The organism is Massilia sp. BAP21, from assembly GCF_057801335.1.
On the sequence record NZ_CM173596.1, the window covers coordinates 4,386,518 to 4,410,619 of the forward strand.

General features: G+C 65.9%; 23 protein-coding genes. 11 read left to right on the forward strand and 12 right to left on the reverse strand.

Annotated elements, in window-relative coordinates:
• Positions 1–26: 26 nt before the first annotated feature.
• Positions 27–998, reverse strand: coding sequence for a succinylglutamate desuccinylase/aspartoacylase family protein (locus ACWYRN_RS19465; RefSeq protein ID WP_488689278.1), 972 nt, complete (start codon positions 996–998; stop codon positions 27–29).
• A gap of 107 nt (positions 999–1,105) precedes the next feature.
• Here ACWYRN_RS19465 and ACWYRN_RS19470 point away from each other — a divergent pair, with 107 nt between their 5' ends.
• On the forward strand, positions 1,106–2,260 hold the full coding sequence (locus tag ACWYRN_RS19470) for an acyltransferase family protein (RefSeq protein WP_488689280.1): 1,155 nt from the start codon (positions 1,106–1,108) through the stop codon (positions 2,258–2,260).
• On the opposite strand, the gene ACWYRN_RS19475 is transcribed toward ACWYRN_RS19470, so the two are convergent.
• From ACWYRN_RS19475 to ACWYRN_RS19485, 3 genes are all read right to left on the reverse strand, one after another.
• Complete coding sequence (locus tag ACWYRN_RS19475; protein ID WP_488689282.1) at positions 2,241–2,714, reverse strand: hypothetical protein; 474 nt, start codon at positions 2,712–2,714, stop codon at positions 2,241–2,243. The genes ACWYRN_RS19470 and ACWYRN_RS19475 overlap by 20 nt on opposite strands.
• Before the next feature lie 190 nt (positions 2,715–2,904).
• The gene (locus tag ACWYRN_RS19480; protein WP_488689284.1) at positions 2,905–3,777 is read right to left on the reverse strand and encodes a pirin family protein; all 873 of its coding nucleotides are present in this window, start codon (positions 3,775–3,777) and stop codon (positions 2,905–2,907) included.
• 40 nt (positions 3,778–3,817) lie between these two features.
• Positions 3,818–4,414 carry an FMN-dependent NADH-azoreductase gene (locus ACWYRN_RS19485; RefSeq protein ID WP_488689286.1) on the reverse strand — a complete coding sequence of 199 codons (597 nt, stop codon included), beginning with the start codon at positions 4,412–4,414 and terminating at the stop codon, positions 3,818–3,820.
• Between the two features lie 114 nt (positions 4,415–4,528).
• Between ACWYRN_RS19485 and ACWYRN_RS19490 the strand changes: the two genes are divergently transcribed.
• The 4 genes from ACWYRN_RS19490 to map all read left to right on the forward strand — a co-directional run bounded on the left by ACWYRN_RS19490 (position 4,529) and on the right by map (position 7,226).
• Complete coding sequence (locus ACWYRN_RS19490) at positions 4,529–5,434, forward strand: LysR family transcriptional regulator (RefSeq protein WP_488689287.1); 906 nt, start codon at positions 4,529–4,531, stop codon at positions 5,432–5,434.
• 59 nt (positions 5,435–5,493) lie between these two features.
• The gene (locus ACWYRN_RS19495; protein ID WP_488689289.1) at positions 5,494–6,183 is read left to right on the forward strand and encodes a YjjG family noncanonical pyrimidine nucleotidase; all 690 of its coding nucleotides are present in this window, start codon (positions 5,494–5,496) and stop codon (positions 6,181–6,183) included.
• 66 nt (positions 6,184–6,249) lie between these two features.
• A complete protein-coding gene (locus ACWYRN_RS19500) occupies positions 6,250–6,462 on the forward strand; it encodes a ParD-like family protein (protein ID WP_229435286.1) in 213 nt (70 codons plus the stop codon).
• On the forward strand, positions 6,459–7,226 hold the full coding sequence (map, locus tag ACWYRN_RS19505; RefSeq protein ID WP_488689290.1) for a type I methionyl aminopeptidase: 768 nt from the start codon (positions 6,459–6,461) through the stop codon (positions 7,224–7,226). The genes ACWYRN_RS19500 and map overlap by 4 nt, the downstream gene beginning before the upstream one ends.
• 16 nt (positions 7,227–7,242) lie before the next feature.
• Here map and ACWYRN_RS19510 read toward each other — a convergent pair whose 3' ends face one another.
• From ACWYRN_RS19510 to ACWYRN_RS19520, 3 genes are read right to left on the reverse strand one after another with little or no spacing between them, the layout of a single operon-like run.
• Entirely contained in the window at positions 7,243–8,355 is a 1,113-nt protein-coding gene (locus ACWYRN_RS19510) for a flavin monoamine oxidase family protein (protein WP_488689292.1), read from the reverse strand.
• Positions 8,352–9,023 (reverse strand): cupin domain-containing protein, encoded by a 672-nt coding sequence (locus ACWYRN_RS19515; RefSeq protein ID WP_488689294.1) that lies wholly within the window; start codon positions 9,021–9,023, stop codon positions 8,352–8,354. The genes ACWYRN_RS19510 and ACWYRN_RS19515 overlap by 4 nt, the downstream gene beginning before the upstream one ends.
• A gap of 34 nt (positions 9,024–9,057) precedes the next feature.
• Positions 9,058–9,831 carry an SDR family NAD(P)-dependent oxidoreductase gene (locus tag ACWYRN_RS19520; RefSeq protein WP_488689295.1) on the reverse strand — a complete coding sequence of 258 codons (774 nt, stop codon included), beginning with the start codon at positions 9,829–9,831 and terminating at the stop codon, positions 9,058–9,060.
• Positions 9,832–9,957: 126 nt separating this feature from the next.
• Here ACWYRN_RS19520 and gcvA point away from each other — a divergent pair, with 126 nt between their 5' ends.
• Positions 9,958–10,887, forward strand: a complete 930-nt coding sequence (gene gcvA / locus ACWYRN_RS19525; protein ID WP_488689297.1) for a transcriptional regulator GcvA — start codon at positions 9,958–9,960, stop codon at positions 10,885–10,887.
• A gap of 30 nt (positions 10,888–10,917) precedes the next feature.
• Here the strand turns inward: gcvA and ACWYRN_RS19530 are convergent, their stop codons facing one another.
• Complete coding sequence (locus ACWYRN_RS19530; protein ID WP_488689299.1) at positions 10,918–11,898, reverse strand: zinc ribbon domain-containing protein; 981 nt, start codon at positions 11,896–11,898, stop codon at positions 10,918–10,920.
• 197 nt (positions 11,899–12,095) lie between these two features.
• Here ACWYRN_RS19530 and ACWYRN_RS19535 point away from each other — a divergent pair, with 197 nt between their 5' ends.
• Both ACWYRN_RS19535 and ACWYRN_RS19540 read left to right on the forward strand, forming a co-directional pair.
• Positions 12,096–12,488 (forward strand): VOC family protein, encoded by a 393-nt coding sequence (locus ACWYRN_RS19535; protein WP_488689300.1) that lies wholly within the window; start codon positions 12,096–12,098, stop codon positions 12,486–12,488.
• A 12-nt stretch (positions 12,489–12,500) separates the two neighbouring features.
• Positions 12,501–13,124 (forward strand): exopolysaccharide biosynthesis protein, encoded by a 624-nt coding sequence (locus ACWYRN_RS19540; RefSeq protein ID WP_488689302.1) that lies wholly within the window; start codon positions 12,501–12,503, stop codon positions 13,122–13,124.
• Between the two features lie 51 nt (positions 13,125–13,175).
• Here the strand turns inward: ACWYRN_RS19540 and asd are convergent, their stop codons facing one another.
• On the reverse strand, positions 13,176–14,027 hold the full coding sequence (gene asd, locus ACWYRN_RS19545) for an archaetidylserine decarboxylase (RefSeq protein ID WP_488689303.1): 852 nt from the start codon (positions 14,025–14,027) through the stop codon (positions 13,176–13,178).
• 273 nt (positions 14,028–14,300) lie between these two features.
• Between asd and ACWYRN_RS19550 the strand changes: the two genes are divergently transcribed.
• The 3 genes from ACWYRN_RS19550 (at position 14,301) to ACWYRN_RS19560 (ending at position 19,588) form a co-directional block, all read left to right on the forward strand.
• Positions 14,301–16,475 (forward strand): TonB-dependent receptor plug domain-containing protein, encoded by a 2,175-nt coding sequence (locus ACWYRN_RS19550; RefSeq protein ID WP_488689305.1) that lies wholly within the window; start codon positions 14,301–14,303, stop codon positions 16,473–16,475.
• A gap of 69 nt (positions 16,476–16,544) precedes the next feature.
• A complete protein-coding gene (locus tag ACWYRN_RS19555) occupies positions 16,545–18,104 on the forward strand; it encodes an AAA family ATPase (protein WP_488689307.1) in 1,560 nt (519 codons plus the stop codon).
• Positions 18,095–19,588 (forward strand): VWA domain-containing protein, encoded by a 1,494-nt coding sequence (locus tag ACWYRN_RS19560; protein WP_488689309.1) that lies wholly within the window; start codon positions 18,095–18,097, stop codon positions 19,586–19,588. The genes ACWYRN_RS19555 and ACWYRN_RS19560 overlap by 10 nt, the downstream gene beginning before the upstream one ends.
• Positions 19,589–19,609: 21 nt before the next feature.
• Here ACWYRN_RS19560 and ACWYRN_RS19565 read toward each other — a convergent pair whose 3' ends face one another.
• The 3 genes from ACWYRN_RS19565 to ACWYRN_RS19575 all read right to left on the reverse strand — a co-directional run bounded on the left by ACWYRN_RS19565 (position 19,610) and on the right by ACWYRN_RS19575 (position 24,084).
• Positions 19,610–20,467: an EamA family transporter gene (locus ACWYRN_RS19565; RefSeq protein ID WP_488689311.1), complete on the reverse strand. Its 858-nt coding sequence runs from the start codon at positions 20,465–20,467 to the stop codon at positions 19,610–19,612.
• A gap of 10 nt (positions 20,468–20,477) precedes the next feature.
• The gene (locus tag ACWYRN_RS19570; RefSeq protein ID WP_488689313.1) at positions 20,478–21,713 is read right to left on the reverse strand and encodes a TCR/Tet family MFS transporter; all 1,236 of its coding nucleotides are present in this window, start codon (positions 21,711–21,713) and stop codon (positions 20,478–20,480) included.
• Positions 21,714–21,786: 73 nt separating this feature from the next.
• On the reverse strand, positions 21,787–24,084 hold the full coding sequence (locus ACWYRN_RS19575) for a DOMON domain-containing protein (RefSeq protein ID WP_488689315.1): 2,298 nt from the start codon (positions 24,082–24,084) through the stop codon (positions 21,787–21,789).
• Positions 24,085–24,102: the final 18 nt, after the last annotated feature.

Sequence of the window (24,102 nt, forward strand, 5' to 3'; positions counted from 1 at the left end):
CAACGTTGTACGGATCAGCGGCCGAGTCAGCGGCCGAATTCCGGGTTCGGGCGTGTCAGGTAGTACCACTCCGAGTTGGCGTTGGCCTTGGCGTCCGGGAACAGGATGCGGCCGCTGAACTCGGCCACCACCGGCGTGCCGTCGGCGCGCGTGCCGATCTGTTCGCCCTCGATCACCGGGTCGAAACTGGCCCAGGTGCGGGAAAACGCATCGGCGGCGTCCGTCTTGTCGTGCACCACGACCATCTGCAGCGCTTCCATTTCGTCGAACGGAACCGGTTCCGGCTCCGGCGCATCGACCAGTTTCAAGAAGGCGAGGGTGTTCATGATGGCGCGGTAGGCCACTTCCGGTGCGCGCGGGTCGAGGTGCTGGCCGCATTCCAGGGTCAGCGCGTAGCCGCCCGTGGTGCGCATGTATTCGGTGGTGCCGACGCCGTAGCGCAGCACGGTCTCGAGTTCAGCTGCATTCCCGCGCGAGCGGCGCTTGACGCCGCCGCCATAGGCCGCCATCCAGCCGGTCACAAAACGGCGCACGCCCAGGCGCCGCGCCAGCGCGCGCTCCTTCTCGGCGTGCTGGAAGGGTTCGAGGTCGCCGTCGTTGTTGACCGGGCCGACCATCACGAAGGGCTCGCCGTGGGCGGCGTTGAACGAGTGCAGGTCGAGCAGCACGTCGTGCTGGGCCAGGAGCGGGCACAGCCAATTAGCAATTTGGTCTTCGAAATCCTGCGGATCGTTTTTCGGGAACAGGTTGCGGTTCAGGTTACGGTCGCCGTTGCGCTCGTTCTTCTGGTAGGCGAGGGGATTCACGATCGGCACGAAAGTGACGCTGCCGGCGGCAATGCGCAGGGCGCCGCTGTTGAGCTCGGCCATCACGCGCTTGATCGCTTCGGTGCCGCAGATTTCGTTGCCGTGGGTGGCGCCCATGATGATGACGCGCGGGCCCTGGCCGAGGCCGGTATAGGTGACGGATTTGAACTGGAAATTGCGGGCGGAGCTCATGCGATGGTGATCCAAGGAAATATCGGTCCTGCCATTTTATCGGTAAATGCTGGCTGCCGTGGATGGCGCGTGGCATCATTGCCACCTTTGCAAGCTCGCGCTTTCCGATGACTTCTTCCCGCAGTGCCCGCCCCAGTAGCCGCATACATGGACTCGACACCCTGCGCGCGCTCGCCGTGACGCTGGTGGTGCTGCACCATTACACCCTGTTCGTGTCGAATGACGACCACACCTTCGGCTGGGTCGGGCGCATCGGCTGGACCGGGGTCGATTTGTTCTTTGCCCTGTCGGGCTACCTGATCGGTAACCAGATTTTCAAGGCCCTGCGCACCGAACATGGCCTGTCGCTGAAAAACTTCTATGCCCGGCGCCTGCTGCGCACGCTGCCGAATTTCTGGGTGGTGCTGGCGCTGTACTTCCTGTGGCCGGCCTGGCGCGAGCATGCCGAGCTGCTGCCGCTGTGGCGCTACCTCAGCTTTACCCAGAACATTGGCCTGCCGCCGGGCACCGGCTTTTCGCACAGCTGGTCGCTCGCCATCGAGGAACAGTTTTACTTGCTGCTGCCGGCGCTGGCCATGATGGCGGCAGCGCTGCGCTGGCGCATCGGCATGGCCTGGTTGGCGATCGGGCTGGTCGTCGTGGGCGGCATGCTGCTGCGCGCCGAGCTGTGGAGTACCCATGTCGATGGCAAGAAGTATGGGACTTACTTCTATTACAAGCTCATTTATTACTCAAGCTTATGCAGGCTCGACGAGCTGGTGGCCGGCGTGGCGCTGGCCCTGCTGAAGAACCGCCATGCGAGCGCCTGGGCCGCGCTCACGCGCCACGGCAACGCGGCGCTGGTGGCGGGCCTCGCCATCATCGGCGTGGCATTCTGGTGCTTCCTCGACGAGCGCTATGGCTTTGCGGTGACGGTGTTCGGGCTGCCGGCACTCGGCGTGGGTTTTGGCTTGCTGATCCTGTCGGCGCTGTCGCAAGGCTCGCTCCTGCGCGACCTGCGTGTTCCCGGCGCCGCCAGCCTGGCGCTGTGGTCCTACGCGATCTACCTGACCCACCGTGGCGTGAGCGCGCTCGGCGCCGCATGGCTGGCGCAGAAGGGCTATGGGCCGGAGACGGCGCCGGCGATCGTCGTGCTGCTGGCCCTGTCGGTACTGGGCGGCTGGCTGCTGTACGCGCTGGTGGAAACGCCCTTCATGCGCCTGCGCGAGCGCTACGTGCCGAGCAACCTGGCCAAGCCCTTGTTCAGTCCCGTGCTTCGATGACGTCGAAGGCGGCCGACATGGCGCCGAGGAAGGCGAGCGTCGCATGCACGCGTTCGCGCATGTCCTGCCCCTGCGTGGCCTCGATGGCGGCGCGCAGGCCGGGACGCGCTTCCAGCGTATGCGGGCTGCGGTAGGCCTCGACCAGCAGGGCGACCAGGTCGAGCGGGGCGTTGCAGCTGCGCCGCAGGCGGGTGTCGATCACGGCAAGCAGGGTGCGCTGCATGGCTGGCGTGGGGTTGACGATGTGGGCGAACACCGACGGCGTGTTCGCGATCGAATCGCACAGAGCGCGCTCGATGGCGTCGGGCTTCATGTCGGAGGCGATGTCGAAGTAAGCGCGGTCCCAGCGCGTGCGCGCGTAGGCGTGGCCGGCAGGGAAGCGGTCGATGGTCTCGAAGCCGAGCGCATGGCTGGCCTTCGACAGCAGATCGAGCACGATGGGCATCAGCGGCATGGCTGGAAGGAGTACGGTGTAGACATGCCGTGAGTGTAATCGAAAGCGCAGTGGGCGATCGAACGACCGCCCGCCCACGCATAAACCTTTATGCTGAACGTCTGGCCGCATCCAGGGCAAGGCGCATCGGCGAAGACAGTACGCTAGTACGGCGAGACGATGCAACGACGCCATGGGTGCGGCCAGGCGTTCAGGCTGCGAATTTCCCGGAGCGGAAGTCCTCGACCGCCTGCTGCAGCTCGGCCTGGGTATTCATCACGAAGGGGCCGTACTGCGCGATCGGTTCCTTCAATGGCCGGCCCGCGATTAGCAGCAGGCGCGTCGGCCTGGCCGCCTTGATCGCCACGCCATCGGCGCCTTCGGCGTTGTCGAAGATCGCCATGCGCGTCTGCGGCACGCCCTTGCCGCCAACGACCGCTTCACCACGGAACACGTAGATGAAGGCATTGTGGCCGGCTGGCAGGGCCTGTTCGAAGACCGCACCCTCGGGCAGCTCGATGTCCAGGTACAGCGGCTCCGTCCCTTCGCGCTGCACGGCGCCGGCCACGCCGTGGCTTGCGCCCGCGATCACCTGCACCGTCGCGCCGGAATCGAGCGTGAAGCGCGGCACCTGCTCGTTCGGGATGTCGCGGTACCACGGCGCCATCATCTTGTCCTTCGCCGGCAGGTTCAGCCACAGCTGGAAGCCTTCCATCAGGCCCTCGTTCTGCTCGGGCATCTCGGAGTGGATCACGCCACGTCCGGCCGTCATCCACTGGACGCCGCCGTCGGTGACCAGGCCTTCGTTGCCGGCGCTGTCGCGGTGGCGCATGCGCCCGGCCAGCATGTAGGTAACGGTCTCGAAGCCGCGGTGCGGGTGCTCCGGAAAGCCGGCGATGTAGTCGCCCGCCTTGTCGCTGCCAAAGGCGTCGAGCATCAGGAACGGATCGAGGCGGCGCTGCAGGGTGCTGGTGAGGACGCGGTTGATCTTCACGCCCGCACCGTCCATCACATACTGGCCGGCGACGACGCGCTCGACGCCGCGCGCCTTCCTCACGCCCTGGGTTTGAATCACCTTGGTCATCATCGTCTCCTTGTCAGCGCCGTTTCGGCGGCGCGCTTACTTAAGCCAGTGCTGCCGCAACGGTGGCGTCGGCTTCGGCCTGGCCCTTGGCGGCCGCTTCCGGACCCATCGATTGCGCCGCCGAGTACACGAAGGTCTGGTCGGTCATGCCCAGGAAGTTCAGTAGCATGCGCACGAACGGCACTTGCGGATCGGCGTCGGTTGGGTAGATGCCGCCGCGTGCGGTGGCAACAAAAACCTTCTTACCCTTCAGCAGGCCTTCCGGACCGCTCTCGGTGTAGCGGAAGGTGACGCCGGCGCGGGCGATCGCGTCGAACCAGCTTTTGAGCTGCACCGGAATGCCGAAGTTGTACATCGGCGCGCCGATCACCACCACGTCGGCCGCCTGCACCTGGGCGATCAGGGCGTCGTCCAGGGCCACGCGTGCCGACTGCTCGGCAGTGCGCGATTCAACCGGGGTGAACAGGGCGCCCAGGGCGGCTTCGTCGAGCTGCGGGTGCGGCTGGCGCGCCAGGTCGCGGGTGACGACGCTTGCGTTCGGGTCCGCTGCGACCAGTTTCGCCACGATGCTGTTGGCAACGCGGTTCGATTCGGATTGTTCGCCGCGCAGGCTGGAGGTGATTTGCAGGATGTTCATGGTGTCTTCCTTTGTTCTGGTGGTTGGATATTCGATGGGTCTACTTTAACCATTCCATAATCGATCCGGAAGCCTTTAGAATGGATAACATTATTCAGCCAGTGGAACAATTGCATGGAAGTCGAACCGAACGATCTGCTGCTCTTCGCCCGCATCGTCGAGGCGGGCAGCTTCAGCCAGGCCGCCACCCGCGTGAACCTGCCGAAGTCCACCGTCTCGCGCCGCATCTCCTTATTGGAAGCGCGCCTGGGCGAGCGCCTGCTGCAGCGGACCACGCGTAAACTCGTCGTCACCGAATTCGGCGCCAGCCTCCTCGAACATGCGCGCAAGGTGGCGGAAGAAGCCGAAGCGGCCGGCGCCCTGGCCCAGCACCGCCAGGCCGCGCCCAGTGGGCGCCTGCGCATTTCGCTGCCGGCCGACTTCGCCAACCTGGGCATGAGCGGCATGATCGGGCGCTTCCTGGAACGCTACCCGGCGGTGAACATCGAACTCGATCTGTCGCCGCGCCGGGTCGACCTGGTGGCGGAAAACTTCGACATCGCGATCCGCATGGGCGACCTGCCCGACGACGCCTCACTCAACGCGCGCCGCGTCACGCTGCAGCGCTTCGGCCTGTACGCATCGCCCTGCTACACGGCCGTGCGCGGCCTGCCCGAGCACCCCGACGATCTGCTCGGCCACGATTTATTGTGTCTGTTGAGCCGCAGCGGCGGCGCCCAGCGCTGGACACTCACGCGAGGCAAGGTCAAGTGGGAGCGCGAGCTGCCGGCGCGCCTGACGGCCAATTCGCCCGACCTGCTGGCGCGCATCGCCTGCAGCGGCGCCGGCATCGCGGCCAGCTCGGAACTGTTCGCCCAGCCGCTGGTGCGCAAGGGCGAACTGGTGCGCGTGCTGCCGGAGTGGGACTTGCCGGCCGCGACCGGCTGGGCCGTGTTCCCGGGGCGGCGCCTGATGCCGGCCAAGACCCGGGCCTTCCTCGACATGATGGAAGAGGTGTTCGGCGTTGCCACGGCCGGCTGACTTCGCCCCGGCAGCCGCATGCTAGGATGAAGGGCTCAGCCACCATCCTTCGAGCACCAGTGCGGCACCAACTCTTTCTCTTCGATCTCGACGATACCCTGCTCGACTTCCGGGCATCCGAACAACTCTCTTTCGTGCGCACGCTGTCCGCGCTCGGCTACGGCGGCGCCATCGAGCCCGTGTTCCAGGACTACCAGGCCATCAACGTGGCCCTGTGGCGCAGTTTCGAGCGCGGCCTGGTGGACAAGGATTTCCTGAAGGTCGAGCGCTTCCGCCAGACCTTCGCCATGCACGGCCTCGCACTCGACCCGAACGCGGCCAGCAAACTGTATCTCGACGCCTTGCCCGAGACCGTGGTGCTGGTCGAGGGCGCGCTGGAAGTCTGCGCAAGGCTCAGCGAGCATGGCGAGATCGGCATCGTCACGAATGGCGTCGAGCACATCCAGCAACGCCGTATCGCCAGCTCCGGCCTCGGCTCCTTCATCTCCTTCGTCGCGACCTCGGAAGCCTGCGGTCATGCCAAGCCCGACGTGCGGATCTTCGACTACGCGGCCGGCATGGCGCGCGCCTTTGTGCCGGAATCGACCATCATCGTCGGCGACCGGCTGGATGCCGACATCCTCGGCGCCAACCGCTTCGGCATCGACAGCTGCTGGTTCAATCCGGGCCGGGCGCCGAACGGGTCCGAGGCGCGCCCGACCTTCGAGGTCGCCCGCCTGCACGACCTGGTTCCTGCGCTCGCTCAGTAAAAGCCGGTTGCGCGGGCATCGCTACTCTGCATATAATCCGTATACGTTTCGTATATGGAGAATAGTATGGGTATCGTGAACATCGACGACGAGCTGCACGACCAGGTGCGCAAGGCAACTGTCGTGTCCTGCCGCTCGATCAATGCGCAGGCGGCGTTCTGGATCAAGGTCGGCATGCTGTGCGAGCTGAATCCTTCGCTCAGCTTCAACGAAATCGTCGCGCGCGAGCTGAAGGCAGCCGGCGTGAAGCCGCAGCCGGTGAAGGTGGCGGCGCTATGACCAAGCGGCCCGAGGAAATCGAATTGATGGCCGAATCGGGCCGCCTGCTCGCCAGCGTCTTCGCCCATCTCGACCGGCTGGACCTGATCGGCATGTCGACCATGGCGGTGAACGACCTGGTCGAGCGCCTGATCGTCGACGAACTGCAATCGCGCCCGGCCAGCAAGGGCCAGTACGGCTACGCCTATGCCCTGAATTCCTCGCGCAACCAGGTGGTCTGCCACGGCGTGCCGTCGCCGAACGAGCTGCTGCAAAGCGGCGACATCGTCAACTTCGACATCACGCTGGAGAAGAACGGCTACATCGCCGACTCCAGCAAGACCTACCTGGTGGGCGAGGTCGCGCCGCTGGCCAGGCGCCTGGTGCAGGTGACCTACGAGGCGATGTGGAAGGGCATCAAGGCGGTGCGCCCGGGGGCGCGCCTGGGCGACGTCGGCCACGCCATCGAACGCCATGCGCGCAAGAACGGCTACACGGTGGTGCGCGAATACTGCGGCCACGGCATCGGCCGCGAAATGCACGAGCCGCCCCAGGTGCTGCACTTCGGTAAACCGCAGACCGGGCTGGTGCTGCAGGAAGGGATGGTGTTCACCATCGAGCCGATGCTGAACCAGGGGCGGCGCTCGGTGCTCACCGAGGACGACGGCTGGACCGTGGTGACGCGCGACGGGCAACTGTCGGCGCAGTTCGAGCACACGGTGGCCGTCACGCGCCATGGCGTGCGGGTGCTGACCTTGCGCGCCGACGAGCGCGTGCCGCACTGAACGCGCAGGCGAGACCTCATGCGGCCCGTCGCGGCCCCCGCGCCAGCACGGCGGCCACGCCCGCCTCGGCGGCTTCGATAGCGCCCGCCAGGTAGCCGGGGAATTGCGGCGACCATTCGCTGCCGATGCCGGCCAGTCTGCCTGCCCACGGGCCCGCATCCGGCCCGGCGGCCGGCGCCTGTCCGTGCCCGTCGCCGGCATGGAGATCGTTTGCCGTGGCCGTGAACGGATCGGCCGCCCAGTCCTTGACGCATTCCGCGACCGGTTTTCCTGCTTCGTCGCCGAATAGGCGCACCAGCTGCGCGCGGCAATGCGTGCGCAGCGCGTCTTCGCCAAGCGTCGCGCGCAGCTGCGCGGGTATGCCGAGGAAGCCGAACAGCGCCGCGCCGGCGCCGGGCAGCGAGGCGTCGTGGATTTCCGCCATCGGTCCGCGCCCGCTGCGCGCTTCGCCGGACAAACCGTGTTCGCGCCAGAACGGCGCCGCGTACACGGCAACGTACTTCGCGTGCGGCGCCATCCAGGTAGCGGTTGCGCGCCACTGGCTGGCCAGGGCCGATGGCAGAGGAGGATCGAAGGCCAGCGTCTGCATCGCCAAACGCGGCGGCAAGGCCAGCAGCAGGTGATCCACCTGCCAGGAGAAGGAAGCACCCTGGGCATCCACCCCGTTCACTTCCATCTGTGCGCCATGCATGCGCACCTCGCGCACCACGTGGCCGGCCAGGATTTGTGGGTTGGCCAGGCGCTGGCGCAAGGCCCCGGTCAGCGCCGCCATCCCCCCAGTCAGCCGCATCGAGGGCGGCGCATTCGCGTAGCCGCGCATGCGCTGGATGGGCAATCCGCCGCGTTCGACCAGCATGTCGCCGCTTTCGTACTGGGCAAACGGCACCAGGCCGAGGTCGCGCACCAGGCGGTCGAGCTGCGGCTGGATAGCGGGCCAGAACCAGGTGGGACCGAGGTCGAAGCGGCCGTGCGTGTCCGCTTCGCCCGCAGCGACGGACAGGATGCGTCCGCCAAGGTCGCCGCGCGCTTCGAGCAGCACGTAGTCGTGCACGCCGTATTGCTCGAGCAGGCTGGCGGCGTACAGGCCGGCCAGGCCGCCGCCGACGATGGCAATCCGTGCACGCGTCATCGGTCGCTTCCATCCGGGTTGATCGGTGCGCCGAGCTTCAGGTAGATGCGCGCGCCGGCAACGCCTGCCCGGTAGTCCGGCCAGGACCCGGCCGGCAAGCGCAGCCAGGCGCCAGCCTCGTAGCGCTCGCCGTCGGCCAGCAGCTCGCCCGCGAGCACGAGGATCTCGGCGCCCGCCAGCGGCTCCTCGAACACGGCGGCGCCGGCGTCCAGGCGCAGCAGGCAGACCTGTTCGCACGCGCTCTCGAAGAGCAGGCAGACCGCGCGGTCGCTGTCGCGCCGCCAGGCGCCTGGTGCGCGCGTATCGACCCGCACCTGCCGGGTGTCGCCGGCGGCCATCTGGCGCAGCTTGACGAAGATGGTGGCGCCTCCCCGGCTCGATGGCGTGTGCGCCGAGCCGGGCGGATTGCGCAGGTAATAGCCGGCCGGGTAATCGGCGGCGTCGTCGGAAAAGACGCCGTCCAGGACCAGGATCTCCTCGCCGCCGGGATGGGCATGGCGCGGGAACTGTGAGTCCGGCGCGTAGCGCACGATGCTGGTGGCGCGCGCCTGTTCGGCGCCGATCCGGTCCAGCATGACGCGCTCGACGCCATGCTGGGGCGAGGCCACCCATTCGTAGTCGCCGGGCCGCACGACGGCGCGCCGGCCGAAGTCTGCATTCACGAGCATGATTGCTTCTCCTGTAGTGCGGGACGCGCGGACCTCAATTACGCCCGGCCATGACGCCGCCGTCCACGTCCCAGATGGCGCCGGTGACCCATCCGGCCTTGTCCGACAACAGGAAGGCGACGGCGTCGGCAACATCTTGCGGCGTGCCGACACGCCCGATCGGATGGAAGCCATTGAAGCCCTGCAGCGCATTATGCACGTCTTCCTTGGGGATGAAGCCTTCGTAGATCGGCGTGGCCACCACCGCCGGCGCGACGGCGTTCATGCGGATGCCGTGCGGCGCCAGCTCCATCGCCAGGTGCTGGGTCAGCGCATGCAGGCCGGCCTTGGCCATCGAGTAGGCCGAGGACGGGGTGGCGGCAATCGCCTGCTTCGCCCACATCGAGCCGATGTTGACGATGGCGCCAGATCGCCCGGCGGCGACCATGCCGGCGGCCACTTTCTGGGTGATGAAGAACACCGCCTTGTTCAGGGCCATGTAGCGGTCGTAGTCGGCCTCGGCATGCTCGAGGAAGGGCTTGGGGAAGAACACGCCCGCGGCATTCACCAGCAGGTCGATGTCGGCGTGGTGCGTCGCCAGGGTGTCGAGCAGAGCGGCCAGGCTTGACGCATCGCCCAGGTCGGCGTTGAGGGCGCTGACCTGGCCGAGCGCGGCCAGTTCCAGGCGTGCGGCTTCGGTCTTGTCGGGACGGCTGCCGACGATGACGGCGTGGCCGCCCTCGGCCAGGATGGTGCGTGCGGTTTGCAGGCCGATGCCGCTGGTGCCGCCGACGACCAGCAGTTTCTTGCCTTCGAATTGTTTGCCCATGGTGTACTCCTTGTTCGTGATGATGGCAGCGTCGGGTGACGCGCCGATGAGGAGGATTGTCGCTGCGGCGCCGCATGGCGACAAACGGGATAAACTATCTTTCATTGAAAGAAAAACTTTACCGCCATGACGTCTCTCGTCTACCTGAACGCCTTGCGTGCCTTTGAAGCGAGCGCCCGCCACAAAAGCTTTTCTGCGGCGGCCGAAGAGCTGAGCGTGACCCCGGCCGCGGTTGGCCAGTCGGTGCGCAGCCTGGAAGAATGGCTGGGGTCGCCCCTGTTCGAGCGCGGCCGCAGCGGACGCGCGCGCCTGGTGCCGACGGAGGCCGCCGAGCGGGCGCTGCCGGATATCCGTGCCGGCTTCGACCGCCTGCTGCTGGGCCTGGAGCGGCTGCGCGAAGGCGCGGCGAATGGCGTGCTGACGGTGACGGTGAGTCCCGCCTTTGCCGCCAAGTGGCTCCTGCCGCGCATCGAGCGCTTCCAGTCTGCCTGGCCCGATACCGACCTGCGCCTCGACACCAGCAACAAGCCGGTGGATTTCGTGGCGCAGCGGATCGATATCGGCGTGCGCTATGGCGCCGGGACTTGGCCCGGCCTGGCGGCGCACAAGCTGATGGAAGAAGAGCTGTATCCGGTCTGCTCGCCGGCCCTGCTGCGCGAGCCGGGCCGGCTGGCCGATCCCGCCGATTTGGCCGGCGAAACCCTGATCCATGATGTGTCGCTGGAAGGCAGCGCCGCATTCCCGTCGTGGCGACACTGGCTGCAACTGGCCGGCGTTGCCGACACCGGCGCCGCGCGCGGACTGCGGATCAACAATTCGGCGGCGGTGCTGCAGGCGGCGGTCGATGGCCAGGGTATCGCCCTGGCGCGCAGCGCGATGGCGCACGACGACCTGCGCGCCGGCCGCCTGGTGCGCCTGTTCCCGCACATCGCCTGTCCTTTTCCGCTCGCATACTACGTGGTGCACCGCCCGGAATGCGCCACGCTGCCCCGGCTCGAGGCCTTCCGCGCATGGTTGCTGGACGAAGCGGCGCGCGACGCCGGCAGCCCGCGCTGAACCGGCCAGGCCGGCATGTCTGTCGGACGCTTACCGCGCAGGATCGTTCAGCTTGTCCAGCGTGATCGTGCGCCCGTCCTCGATCACCTCGCCGTTGCGCAGCAGGATCTGCGACACGCCGCCCGTCTTCGGCAGTTCCAGCGCGATGGCGTCGCCGCGCTGGCGGTAGCGGCCCTGGGCCGCGCAGGTGCCGAACAAGGGCGTGTTGCTGACGCGGTCGGCATCGACGAGCAGGAAGAAGAACAGGGTGTCGCAGCTGTTGCCGCGCCCGCCGCTGCTGGCCATCAGGATGGCTTCGCGTCCATTCGACTGGTTGAAGCTGCGCACCGGGAATTGCCACTGCGCGTCTTCGCCCTCGAACAGCGGCGTGCCGCTGACGGTCATCCGGTAGCTGCCGTCGGCGCCTTTCGTGCGCTTGAGTATGCCGGCACTCGTGTTCAGCGAGGCGGACAGGGGGACGGCATCGCTGTTGAACCTGCCGCGCTCGAGCCGCGTGCCTGGCGTCGCCGGCAGGATGTCGTCGAAGTCGTTGTAGGCCGTGCCGTTGGCAACCGTGCTGCGCTCGTTGGCCATAGGGGCGGGAATCAGGATGGCGGACGCGAGCGCGAGAACGAACACGGCCAGCACGATGCCCACGCCCCAGCGCGACCAGTTTTTCTGGACCCGGTTGAAGTGATCGAGGTTTTGCCAGCCGCCGGCCCGCCATGCCATCTCGCGGCCCTTGAAGCCGAGCCAGATCGCCACGAGGAAGCCGACGTAGGGAATGATGGCCAGCAGGCCGATCCAGGTACGGTTGCCGACCGCCCAGATCCAGTTGAGCAGGAAGGCGCCCCAACTCCAGCCTTTCACGCCATCGGGCATCTCCTCGTCCATCTGGCCCGGGCGCCACATGGGCTTGCTGCCCCCCTTGTCGAGCGACAAAGCGGGCTGGGCTGCGGCGAGCGGCTTGCCGCACTGGCTGCAAAAGGCGCTGCCTGCGCCCGCCTGGGCGCCGCACGAAGTACAAAACATGTGAGTTCCTGATGAGGATGCTGGGCCGGGGCCGGAGCGTCCGATTGTAGGGGATGTTGGCGCGAGGAAAACTATCGAATCCTCACCACAGTCAGATTTTCCATGAGGGGGACGATACGGATTGCCGCGCCGCGCGGCACTTCATCTATACTGCCGCTCGAGGCCGCATCCACGCCGGCTAACCATGGAGATAAGCAATGCTGAATCACGTCATGATCGGTTCGAACGATATCGAACGCTCGAAACGCTTTTACGATGCGGTGCTGGGCACCCTCGGCGCCGGCGAGGCCGTGCGCAACGTCGCGCCATCGGGCCATACCCGTCTGTTCTATCGCCACGACGGCAACAGCTTCGGTGTCAGCGAGCCCATCAATGGCGAAGCCGCGACCTGCGCCAACGGTGCCACCATCGGCTTCAAGTGCCATTCGCCCGAGCAGGTGCAGCAGTTCCACGACACGGCCGTGGCCCAGGGCGGCGTCTCGATCGAAGACCCGCCAGGCCTGCGTGAGAGCAACATGGGCGCGCTCTACCTGGCCTATGTGCGCGACCCGGACGGCAACAAGCTGTGCGCCATCTACCGTCCTAAATAAGAGGGCTGGTTCATGCACGGCGAAGCCTTGTCCCTGCGCATCCGCGCACTGATCCGTTCGTTGCCGCGCACCGGCATCACGCTGAGCGAACTGGTGCACCGCGTCGGCAACGACGGCCTGCTGATCCTGGCCGCGCTGCTGACCCTGGTGTTCCTGATCCCGATCTCGATCCCCGGCGTGAGCACGGTGTTCGGCGCGGCCATCCTGCTGATCGGCCTGGCGCGCCTGCTGCGGCGCGAACTCTGGATTCCCGAGCGCATCGCGCACAAGACCATTGCCACCCGCAAGCTGCGTCCCATGCTGCGCAAGGCGCTGCCCCTGCTGCACCGGCTGGAACGCGTGAGCCGCCCGAACCGCATCGCCTGGCTGGTGGCCAACGGCCCGGCCGAGCGCATGAACAATGCGTCGCTGATCCTGGGCGCCGTGCTGTTGATGATGCCGTTCGGACTGATCCCGTTCAGCAATACCTTCCCGGCGGTGGCGCTGCTGTTCTTTGCCATCGGGCTGCTGCAACGCGATGGCGTGTGCGTGCTGCTGGGTTATGTCGCCAATGTGCTGACGATCGCGTATTTCGCGCTGCTGATCGGTGGCGGCGGGCTGGCGCTGCGCGAGATGGTGGGGCGGGTGATTGCCTGAGCTATTCGGGAAGGCTGGGATGGTGGGTTCTTGAACCCACCACATCGGCCATCAAGCCGGCCGATTGCCCATCAATTCCCCAAGCCGCACCGAACGCTCCGGCGCCCACTCGTTATTGAAGCCGATCGTGTTCTCCTTGAACAGCATCACCACCGTCGAGCCGAGCAGGAAGCGGCCCATCTCTTCTCCCTTTTTCAGCACCACCGGCGTGGTGTCGTAGGTCCAGTCGCAGATGCGCGCCATGCGCGGCGGGTTCACCACGCCGTGCCAGGACGTCGCCATGCTGCCGACGATGGTCGCGCCGACCAGCACCATCACGAAGGTGCCGAACTGCTCGGACTCGAACACGCACACCACGCGCTCGTTGCGCGCGAACAGGCCGGGCACGCCGCGCGCCGTGGTCGGGTTCACCGAGAACAGGGCGCCGGGCACGTAGATCATGCGCGTCAGGCGGCCGTCGCAGGGCATGTGGATGCGGTGGTAGTCCTTCGGGCTCAGGTAGAGATTGGCGAAGCTGCCGTGCCGGAAGTGCGCGGCCAGCTGGGCGTCGCCGCCCACCAGTTCGGTGGTGGTGAACTTGTGGCCCTTGGCCTGCAAAATGTGGTGGTCGTCGATGGCGCCGAACTGGCTGATCGCGCCGTCCACCGGGCACACGAAATCGGCCTGGGCCAGCGGCCGCACGCCGTCGGCCAGCGGGCGGGTGAAGAATTCATTGAAGCTGGCGTAGCTGGCGATGTCCGGATTGGCCGCTTCGGCCATGTTGACGCCGTACTTGCCGACGAACCAGCGGATCAGGCGGGTCGTCATTGCGCCTCCGCGGGCGCCGGCGACGCGCCCGGCAAACGAGGTCAGCGCCTGCTTGGGCAGGACATATTGTGGCAGTACTTTAAAGCGGTCGGACACGGTGGCAAGCCCCAGATTGTAAGGATGGCGAATTATAAATAAGGGCCGGGCCGGTGCCTATCCTTGTTTTCACGCCGGGCCCGCCTGTCCAGTGTAGCGCATAGTCCCGGGCGGCCGTGCATGCGACGATTCCGGTGCACATGCATATCAAAAAAATATTCTCAGGGGCAACACAAAGGATGTGATCTCGCAGACAATACCGGCTCCTTTCATTGTCTGTTCCCTATGCACGCCCGATTCTCTCCGATTCGCCTGACGCTGCTGGCCGCCGCGTTGGCAACCACCTTCCCGCTGTACGCACAAGACGTGCAGGAAACCAGGCAAGCCGCAGCCGACACTACGCTCAAGCAAGGCGAAGCCGCCCAGTCCGGGCAGACGATGCAGCGCGTCGAAGTGAAGGGCTCGGCCCAGGCCTACGATCCGCGCCGCGACGACACCGCCACCAAGATCGTGGTCAACCAGGAAGAGATCGTCAAATACGGCGACACCAGCGTCACCGACGTGCTCAAGCGCGTACCCGGCATCACCGTCAACAGCAGCAATGGCCGCGGCGGCGAAATCCGCATGCGCGGCATGGGCGCCGGCTACACGCAGATCCTGATCAACGGCGAGCGGGCGCCGGCCGGCTTCTCGATCGAGTCGCTGGCGCCGGATGTCATCGAACGCATCGAAGTGCTGCGCGCCGCCAGCGCCGAGTTCTCGACCCAGTCGGTGGCCGGCACCATCAACATCGTGCTGAAAAAGGCGATCCGCACCGGCCAGCGCGAAGTCAAGGTCGGCATGCGCCGCACCAGCAGCGGCATGCGCGGGCCGAACGTGAACCTGCAGCTGTCGGACAAGGTCGGCAAGATGTCGTACTCGATCTCGGGCAGCGGCGCGCACGAAAGCTTCGAGCGCACCGCCACCGTGTTCGAGGATGCCTACAGCGACGCCGGCGTCCAGACCCAGGCGCGCAGCACGGTCGGCGTGGAAGACGGCTCCTTCAGCTACTTCAACCTGGCGCCGCGCCTGAACTGGAATCTCGAGAACGGCGACACGCTCACCTCGCAGACCTTCCTGAATTCGGGCCGCTTCCGGACCCGTACGAACGAGACGGCCACGACCACGATCGGCGCCGCGGCGCCTTACCCGGACCTGGCCCTGGCCAACGACAACAAGAACAGCTTCTACCGCACCGAGCTGAACTGGGTGCACAAGATGGACGCCGGCGCCAAGCTCGACATGAAGCTGGGCGTGCAGGGCGGCGAGAACGACAGCACCTCGCGCCGCCTGACGCCCGCCGGCGCCGCGCGCGCGCTCGACAACCTGATCGTCTCGGAAGGCGAAGACCGCGGCGTGACCAGCACCGGCAAGTTTTCGAAGACCATCTTCGAAGGCCATGCGCTGGGCATGGGCTGGGACGGCGGCTACAACACGCGCGAAGACAGCCGCTTCGAGACCGAGGCCGGCCGCGCCGTGTTCCCGGGCCTGCCGGACGGCGAGCAGTTCGAGGCCCAGGTCTCGCGCCTGGCGCTGTATGCGCAGGACGAGTGGAGCGTCACGCCGCGCCTGTCGGTGTACCTCGGCGCGCGCTGGGAAGGCATCCGCACCCGCACCTCGGGCAACACCTTCGAGATCGGCCGTTCGCGTTCGAGCGTCTGGAGCCCGGTGCTGCAAACGCTGTGGAAGATCCCGGACACCAAGGGCGACCAGGTGCGCTTCGCCGTCACCCGCACCTACAAGGCGCCGAACGTCTCCAGCCTGATCCCGCGCCGCCAGACCTCGGTCGACAACCGCTCCACCGATCCCGACTACCAGGGCAACCCGGACCTGCAGCCGGAACTGGCGCTGGGCTTCGACGCCTCGTACGAGCACTATTGGGCCGAAGGTGCGCTGCTCTCGGCCAGCGCCTCGATCCGCCGCATCGACGGCTACACCCGCTCGGTCATCGATTTCGACGGCACGCGCTGGGTGGCGATGCCGATGAACGCCGGCCAGGCCGTGTCGAAGAACCTGGAACTCGAAGCCAAGTTCCCGCTGAAAGCGGTGATAGCCGGCGCCCCGGCGATCGACCTGCGCGCCAGCATCAGCCGCAACTGGTCGGAAGTCGACGGCGTGCCGGGTCCGGGCAACCGCCTCGATGGCCAGACCCCGCTGTCGGCCAACCTCGGCATCGACTACAAGGTCGGCAAGGTCAGCACCGGCGCCAGCTTCGCCTACAAGGAAGGCATGCGGGTGCGCGTGTCGGAACGCCAGACTTCGATCATGGACACGCGGCGCGACCTGGAAGCCTACGTGCTGTACAAATTCTCGCCCAAGCTGCAGCTGCGCGTGGCGGGGCAGAACCTGCTCGACGAGGACTTCAAGGCCAGCAGCAGCTACCTGGAAGACGGGCGCGGGCTGGTGCTGCGCCGCGCAAGCTTCCCGGTAGGCGTGACGCTGCGCGCGACGGTGGAAGCGAAGTTTTAAACACACGAGTCAGGCAGTCCGGCTGGTTATGACCGACGCCGCGCTGCCACTCAACAGCAAGAGCATGTGATGCAAAAGACTAAACGAACAGAATCAAACGTCCTCAAGACCAGGATCGAGCGACTGACCACTCTTCTTTGTAGCGGGATGGTAGAACGTGAGGAGACCGTCGCTGTCGCTCTCCTGGCTGCGTTATGCGGCCAGAATGTCTTTTTGTATGGCCCGCCGGGCACCGCAAAGAGCCTGATTTCAAGACGCATCGCCTGCGCCTTCCTGAAACCGGTTTACTTCGAATGTCTGATGAATCGGTTCAGCACGCCTGAAGAAGTCTTTGGGCCGGTTTCGATCAAGGCCTTGAAAGAGGACCGCTATATTCGCCAGACCGATGCTTACCTGCCAAAAGCCGATATCGCTTTTCTGGATGAAATCTGGAAGTCCAGCCCTGCCATTTTGAATACCTTGTTGACGCTCATAAATGAACGAATCTTCAAGAATGGCGGCGTCGTGGAGAAGGTGCCGCTGCGTGCATTGCTTGCTGCGTCCAATGAAACGCCGGATGCCAATCAGGGCCTGGAGGCGCTGTTCGATCGCTTCCTCGTTCGCCTGACGGTTGCGCCAGTCCACGAGATCCGGCATTTCGAGCAGATACTGAGCAGCAAACCCAGTTCACCGGAAGTCAATGTTCCGGAAGACCTGCGTGTCGGGCAAGAAGAGTGGGGTGCGTGGATCGAGCAGATTCACACGATTTCGCTTTCAGCCGAGACGCTGCTCATCATTCACATGATTCGCGAGCAGTTGGCGGAGCAGTATCAAACGCTTGGCGTATATGTTTCGGACAGGCGCTGGCAGCGGGCGGCCATGCTGATGAAGGCTGCGGCGTTCTTCAATGGTCGGGCTGCGACCAACCATAGCGATGCACTGCTGCTGCAGCATTGTCTGTGGACGCAGAAGGAAAACCATCAGGTGCTGGCGGACATGGTTGCAAACGCCGTTAAAGCAGCAGGGATCGACAGTGGAGTCAGCCTGGCGGATATCGACCGGACCAAGAACGCGCTTGAGCGAGAAATCAACGATGGGTTGTTCTATTCATCGAACGTGTACGAAACGGAGAAAAGCGGAAACGACGACGACGTGTTCAGGGTGAAGCTACCGCGTCAACGTAGCCGTTACCACTCCTATTACTCAGGGAGCGATCACGAAGAAATCGTATTTCTGCCGTATAAACACATGAAATCGTCCACGACTTTCCATCCTCTGGATCAGTCCGGAAACGAAATCGAAGAGCTGGAATGTGCATTCGACGGCCAGGGCAGCTGCAAGGTCACGGAGAATGGCCGTGAACGTACCACATTCGAGCCCAACATATTGTTCCATCGGGGAGATAAGAAAGCCAACGTGAGTCCCCGCCTCGTTGAGTCGCTGTCCTGCTCGGTTGCAAAGGTCAGGACAGAACTGCAGTCGATTCTTGCCAAAGTGACCGCGCAGTTTGTGGACATGGAAGCGCGCTTGTCTTCGCTCTTCGTTCCGCTTGAGAAAACCAATCTGGCCATTGCTGGCATGGAAGAGCAGGTCGCCAGCCTGAAGCTCCGTATCAAGGACTGCGAGCGCCTTGAAGCATTATGCAGCTAGATGCACTAGAGCTCGCAGCGCAGGAAATCGCAGCGGACATTCGCTCCTCTTTTCCAACGTTGACAGGCCACTCGGGCACGGTCCACAACTTCGTTACTGAGCAGATAGGTACCTGGCGTTCCCGGACTGCTTCGATCCTGAATGACGGATTTCCTCTTGCTTCCGAAGAGACGACCTTACGCATTTGGCAGGACAGGGCACAGGCTGGAAGCATCCCGCTTGCTAAGTTGGCCGATGCAGTTGGCGAGTACAGCGCCTTCTGTAAACTGATCGGGCATCCAGCCAATGAAGCATTCTGGAAGCGTCAGTTCGATCCGACGGTACCGCAGACAGCGATCGCCCAGAAATTCAAGGGCGACGTCGAGATCAGCACCCGGCTCTTGCTGACGGAGTGGCAAAAGCGGATGGACGAGGCGCGCGCCAGATGGGCATTCGATGAACTCGCTGCGCGTCGCGCAGCACTGGTGGCCGAACTGTACAAGATTCTGCGCCTGGTGCAAGAACTTCAGGAACGGCTTGCGTCACTGGGACTGGACGCCGGCATTCTTCTTGACCTGTCAAAGGGGACTTTGACGTCGCAAGATATTCAACAGTTCGAGCGCTGGGCTGCCTATCTTGCAGAGGATAAGGGTGTGCAGCGACTGTGCGAACTGCTCGGAAAAATTCGGCAAATCGAACTATCGGAACGAATCGAACGTGTCACATCTTCCGCACACGTCAACATGGCTTTGCCGGACATTCATTCTCGCGAAGAAATCGTCGGCATTCGTCTCGGTCGGGATATCGAGCATGTCCTGCCCTCCGAGCTTGCTCTTCTTGCCGATCCGGATACTTCGGTATTGTTCGACCTTAAATTTGTCGAGTCCGGCCTGATGTGCTTTGACATGCAGGGCATACTGCACATCGACACGCAGGCCGACGTCGAAGATGAGCAAAGCGTAAAGGATGCCGATGAGCTCGGGCCGATGGTGATTTGCATTGACACCAGTGGCTCGATGAGCGGCACGCCCGAGACGATCGCGAAGGCGATATCGCTGTTCCTTGCGACGAAAGCAAGGGAACAGAAACGCACCTGCTATCTGATTAACTTTTCCACTGATATAGACACACTCGATCTCAGCGGCGATACTGGCATGGAGGAGGTGCTCCGTTTCCTGAGGATGTCGTTCCATGGTGGCACGGATGTGGCACCGGCGCTGGAACATGCTCTGGACACGATGGAGCAGGATGCTTACCTGAATGCGGACCTGCTCGTCATTTCGGACTTCGTTATGTCGAGCCTACCTGACAGCTTGTTGGCACGCATCGACAAACGCCGCCTCGATGGAAACAGGTTTCATTCCTTGGTCGTTGGGGAGTGTTACCTGAACCACCGGCTGAGAACGCTGTTTGACAATGAGTGGATTTACGATCCGTGTAACGGCAGCATTTATGAACTGCTCGCTTTTGAACACAACGTGCGTATGTCTCCGCTTCGCCCCTAATTCAAGAGCCGAGCCAGCGGCTCAATGCAGCCGCATCGCCGCCGCGCCACAGGCAATCAACACCGCGCCGGCCAGCCGCAGCGGCGCCACGCGCTCGCGCAGGACCAGCAGCGCGATGGCGGCGGCAAACAGGATCGAGGTCTCGCGCAGCGCCGCCACTGCGGCCACGGGTGCCTGCGTCATCGCCCACAGCGCCACCCAGTAGGCGCCGACCGACAGCGCGCCGCCGCCGGGCAGGGCCGGATTGCTGCGCACAAACGGCAGCAGCTCGCGCCGGCGCCGCACGGCCAGCACCGCGACGCCGGGCGCGGTGGCGGCGAAGATCCACATCGTGTAGGCGGCGGGCGCGTGCGACAGGCGCACGCCGGCGCCGTCGACCAGGGTGTAGGCCGCGATGGTCGCGGCCGAGGCCAGCGCCAGCAACGTGGTACGGCGGCTGACAGCAGTGCTGGCCCGGGCGCGCCCGGTCATCGTCAGCACGCCGCCGCAGATCAGGCAGACCGACAGCCACTGCATCGCGCCCAGGCGCTCGCCCATGAGGGCCAGTCCGAACGAGGCCACGAGCAGCGGCGCGCAGCCGCGCATCAGCGGGTAGGCGAGGCTGACGTCGCCGTCGCGGTAGGTGGCCATCAGCAGTGCGTAATACACCACGTGGATCAGGGCCGAGGCGGCAATGTAGGGCCAGCTCGCCGGCGCCGGCTGCGAGAGCCAGGGCAGGGCCAGTGCGCATAGCAGGCCGGCGCTGACGGCCACCGCCACCGTCGAGAGAAAGGCGTCGCCCTTCGTTTTGAGCATGGCGTTCCAGCCGGCGTGCATCAGCGCCGCGGCCAGCACGGCCATCGCCACCGTGCCCGACATGCCAGCCGCGGGCACGCTCATGCGGCGCGCGTCATGCCGTCAGGTGCCGCCGGCGGAACCAGCGCAGGGCCACCAGTACCGCCAGCGCCTGCATCGCCGCCGACAGGAAGAAGCTCGAGCCGATGCGCCAGTCGTCGGGCGGCAGGTGGCTGACGGCGCCCAGGATCGAGGTGCCGATCAGCGGCGTCACCACCACCGCCAGGCTGCTGATCGACTGCAGGGAACCCATCAGCTCTCCCTGCTCGCCGGGGCCGGCCTCGCGCGAGACGATGCCCTGCAACGCCGGCCCGGCGGCAAAGGCCAGCAGGTTGCAGCAAATGAAGACGTACATCATCCAGCCCTGGGTCGCCAGGCCATACAGGACGAAGGTGATGGCGCCCGAGGCCAGGCCCATGAGCGACAGGCGTACTTCGCCCAGGCGCCGGATCAGGACCGATACCAGCCCGCCTTGGACCACGGCCGCGGCCAGGCCGACGCAGAACATGGCGATGCCGTTGTCGCGCGGGGTCCAGCCGAAGCGGAAGGTGGTGTACAGCACCCAGGTGGTCTGGGTCATGATCTGGCCGAAGGTGGTCAGCGCGAACACGACCACCAGGCCGCGGATGGCGCGCCGTGCCAGCAACTTGCGCAGCGCGTAGAACGGATTCACCTTCTGCCAGCTGAAGGGTTCGCGCGTCGTTGCGGGCAGCGATTCCGGCACGAAGAAGTAGCCATAGACCAGGTTCACGCCGGCCAGCACGGCCGCTGCGTAGAAGGGCAGGGCGAGGTCGTATTCGCCCAGCAGCCCACCCAGCATCGGGCCGCAGATGAAGCCCAGGCCAAAGGCGGCGCCGATCTTGCCGAAGCTTTTCGCGCGGTTCTCGGGCGTGGAGACGTCGGAGGCGTACGCCATCGCCACCGACATGCTGGCCGCCGACACGCCGCCGATGGCGCGCCCGATGAACAGCCAGGCCAGGCTCGGGGCCATGGCGGTGACGAGGAAGTTCAGGCACATGCCGCCCATCGAATACAGCAGCACCGGGCGCCGGCCGATGCGGTCGCTGATGGCGCCGAGCATGGGCATGAAGACGAACTGCAGCAGGCCGAAGACGGTGGCCAGGATGCCGTACCACAGGGCCTGCTCGTCGCGGCCCTGCACGAACTGGCCGACCAGCGGCGGCATCACCGGCACGATCAGGCCGATGCCGATGACGTCGATGAACACGCTGACCAGGACGAAGTTCAAATTGCCGGTCTGCGCCCGGTGCGTTGCAGCCTTCTGCAGCATGGGATGGTCCTGCCAAAAAAGAACGATCTTACACCGCTTATGCAGAGCCGGCAGTGGCCGGCAGACTGCGCCCTCAGACTTCCCACTGCAGCTTGAAGGTCAGCGCGGTGCTGCGCTCCTCCACCAGCGGCAGCTTGTCGCTGGCCACCCCGAGCGACAGCGTGCGTCCGTGCTGCCACTGGTAGCGGTACAGCAGCGAACGGTGCACCTGGCGCTCGTTCCATGCTTCGAGCTGGGTCACGCCGTCGTCGCGCCTTGCGGCCCAGGTGTTCTGGGCCAGCAGGCGCAGCGAGTCGCGCGGGCTGAAGTGCAGCATCGCGCGCCAGCGCCAGGCGGTGTCCGTAAACGCCGGCGTGCCGAGGGTGCCGCGCACCCAGGACCGGTTCAGGTGGTGGTCGAGTTCCAGCGACCAGCCGCGCCTGATCGGAAAGCGCAGGTCGACGTCCAGGATCGCCTGTCCGCCCGGACCCACGCGGTCGGCGTCGGCGTCGAGCTGGCGGCCCAGCGCCAGTTCGGCCGCGATGCGTGCGATCCAGGGCGCCGGCTTGGTCTCGATGCCGAGGTTGACCACGCGCGTGTCGTGCAGGCGTCCGCCGGGACGGGCGCGCTGGCGGTCGAAGCCGAGTTCGGCCCAGAGGCCGGTCTGCAGCGGCGCCGCCGTCCAGACGCCGGGCCGCAGCCTGCGCTCGACGGTCTCGCCACCGGCCTGGCCGGTCGGCTTGTCGGCCAGGGTGCGCATCTCGTGGAAGCCCAGGTAGGTTTCGAATTCGTAGAGTTCGAGCGCGCCCAGCGTCTGCGAGCCGAGGATGCGGTTCAGCGAGCCGCTGGCGCGCGCGATGCCGGCCTGCGGCACGAAGCCGTTGTCGTTGGCGAAGCCCGGCGCGATCGCTTCCAGCTCGACCTCGTGCCACCAGCGCTCGGTCTTGTGCAGGTACTTGTTCCACAAATAAGCGCCGGAGCGGCGCGCCACCTTGCCGACGATGGCATCCTCGCCGAAGCCGGCGCTCGTGCGCGAGACCATCGCCACGCCCGACAGCTGGTGCTGCACGCCGTCCTCGCCTGCGGCGCGCCACTGCGCATCCAGCCCGAGCACGTCGTTGCGGCCGAAGCGGTGGTAGTCGCGCTGCGAGGCAAAGGCGCCCAGCAGCAGGCCTTCGCCGTGCCAGCGTGCGCGCACCAGGCTGGCGACACTGCGCCCGGCCTGCACGGCTTCCAGCGTTTCGTAGGGGCGCCCGCGCAGGACCAGGCCGCCCGGCTCGTCGCGCAGGCTCATGGCGGTGGCGTCCATGTCCGACGCGCGCCAGGTGGCGCGCAGGCCGTACTCGGGGTCGTTCACGGTGCGCGAATAAAACGCCGGCAGGGGCAGGCTGAGCACGTCCGCGCTCTCCAGGAAGAAGCCGCGCTTTTCCGGCAGGCTGAGGGCGATATTGCCGGCGCCCTGGGACACCGGCTCGTCGATCTCGACCAGCGAGAAGTCCGGGTTCAGGGTGGCATTGAAGACCCAGTCGGCGCGCGGGCGGGCGTTGATCTCCAGGCCCAGCTGGGTGTCGCTGCCGCGCACGCGCTGGCCGGGCGCGGCGGCGCGCGCGCTGCGCACCGTCAGCTCCGGGCGCCACTCGACGAAGCCGCGGTCGCGCACCGAGGCCACGGTGGTGTCCATGCCCTCGATCTCCTGCAGGAAGCTGAGGCGGCTCAGGGCGTCGACCCGGTAGGGCGCCGTCGCCAGCAGCGTGCCGTCGGCATGCGGGATGCTGCGCTCGACCATCACGCGCCAGTTGCGCCCGCCCGCGTAGGGAAAGCGCAAATTCGACAGGGGCCAGCGTACTTCCATGCTGTAGCCGTCGGGCAGCAGCCGCACGGCGGCGTCGATCGGGAAGTCGGGGCCGAGGTCGGATTCGTCGTCGTCGGCGCGGTGCATGCCGTCGCTTACCACGCCAGCGATATTTACGCGCACGAACTGGGCGGCGCGGCCATGGCCGGCCGGGTCGATCCAGATGCCGATGAAATCCTGGCCCGCGTCGACCTTGTCGCGCCGCGCCAGGGCGCTGCGCAGGCGCTCGGGGGAGGGGTCCCAGGCGCGGATGGCGAATACCAGGGCGTCGTCATCGACCACCAGCTGCACGCTGGTGCGCATACCCTTGGCGCTGGACTCGCCGTCGCGCGGCAGGTGCTTGTGGAAGCCGTCGAACACGGGCGCGCGCCGCCAGGCGGGGTCGTCGAGCACGCCGTCGATGGCGGGAACATCGGCGCTGGCAATGCGCAGCGCGCGCAGGCCGCGCGGCTCGGTGTCGATTGCCAGGGCGGGGTCGGCGGCCAGGACGGCGGCGGCCAGCAGGCTGCGCACGCGGCCGGGGAACGAAGAAGTTTTCATTCAGGCAATTATAACAAT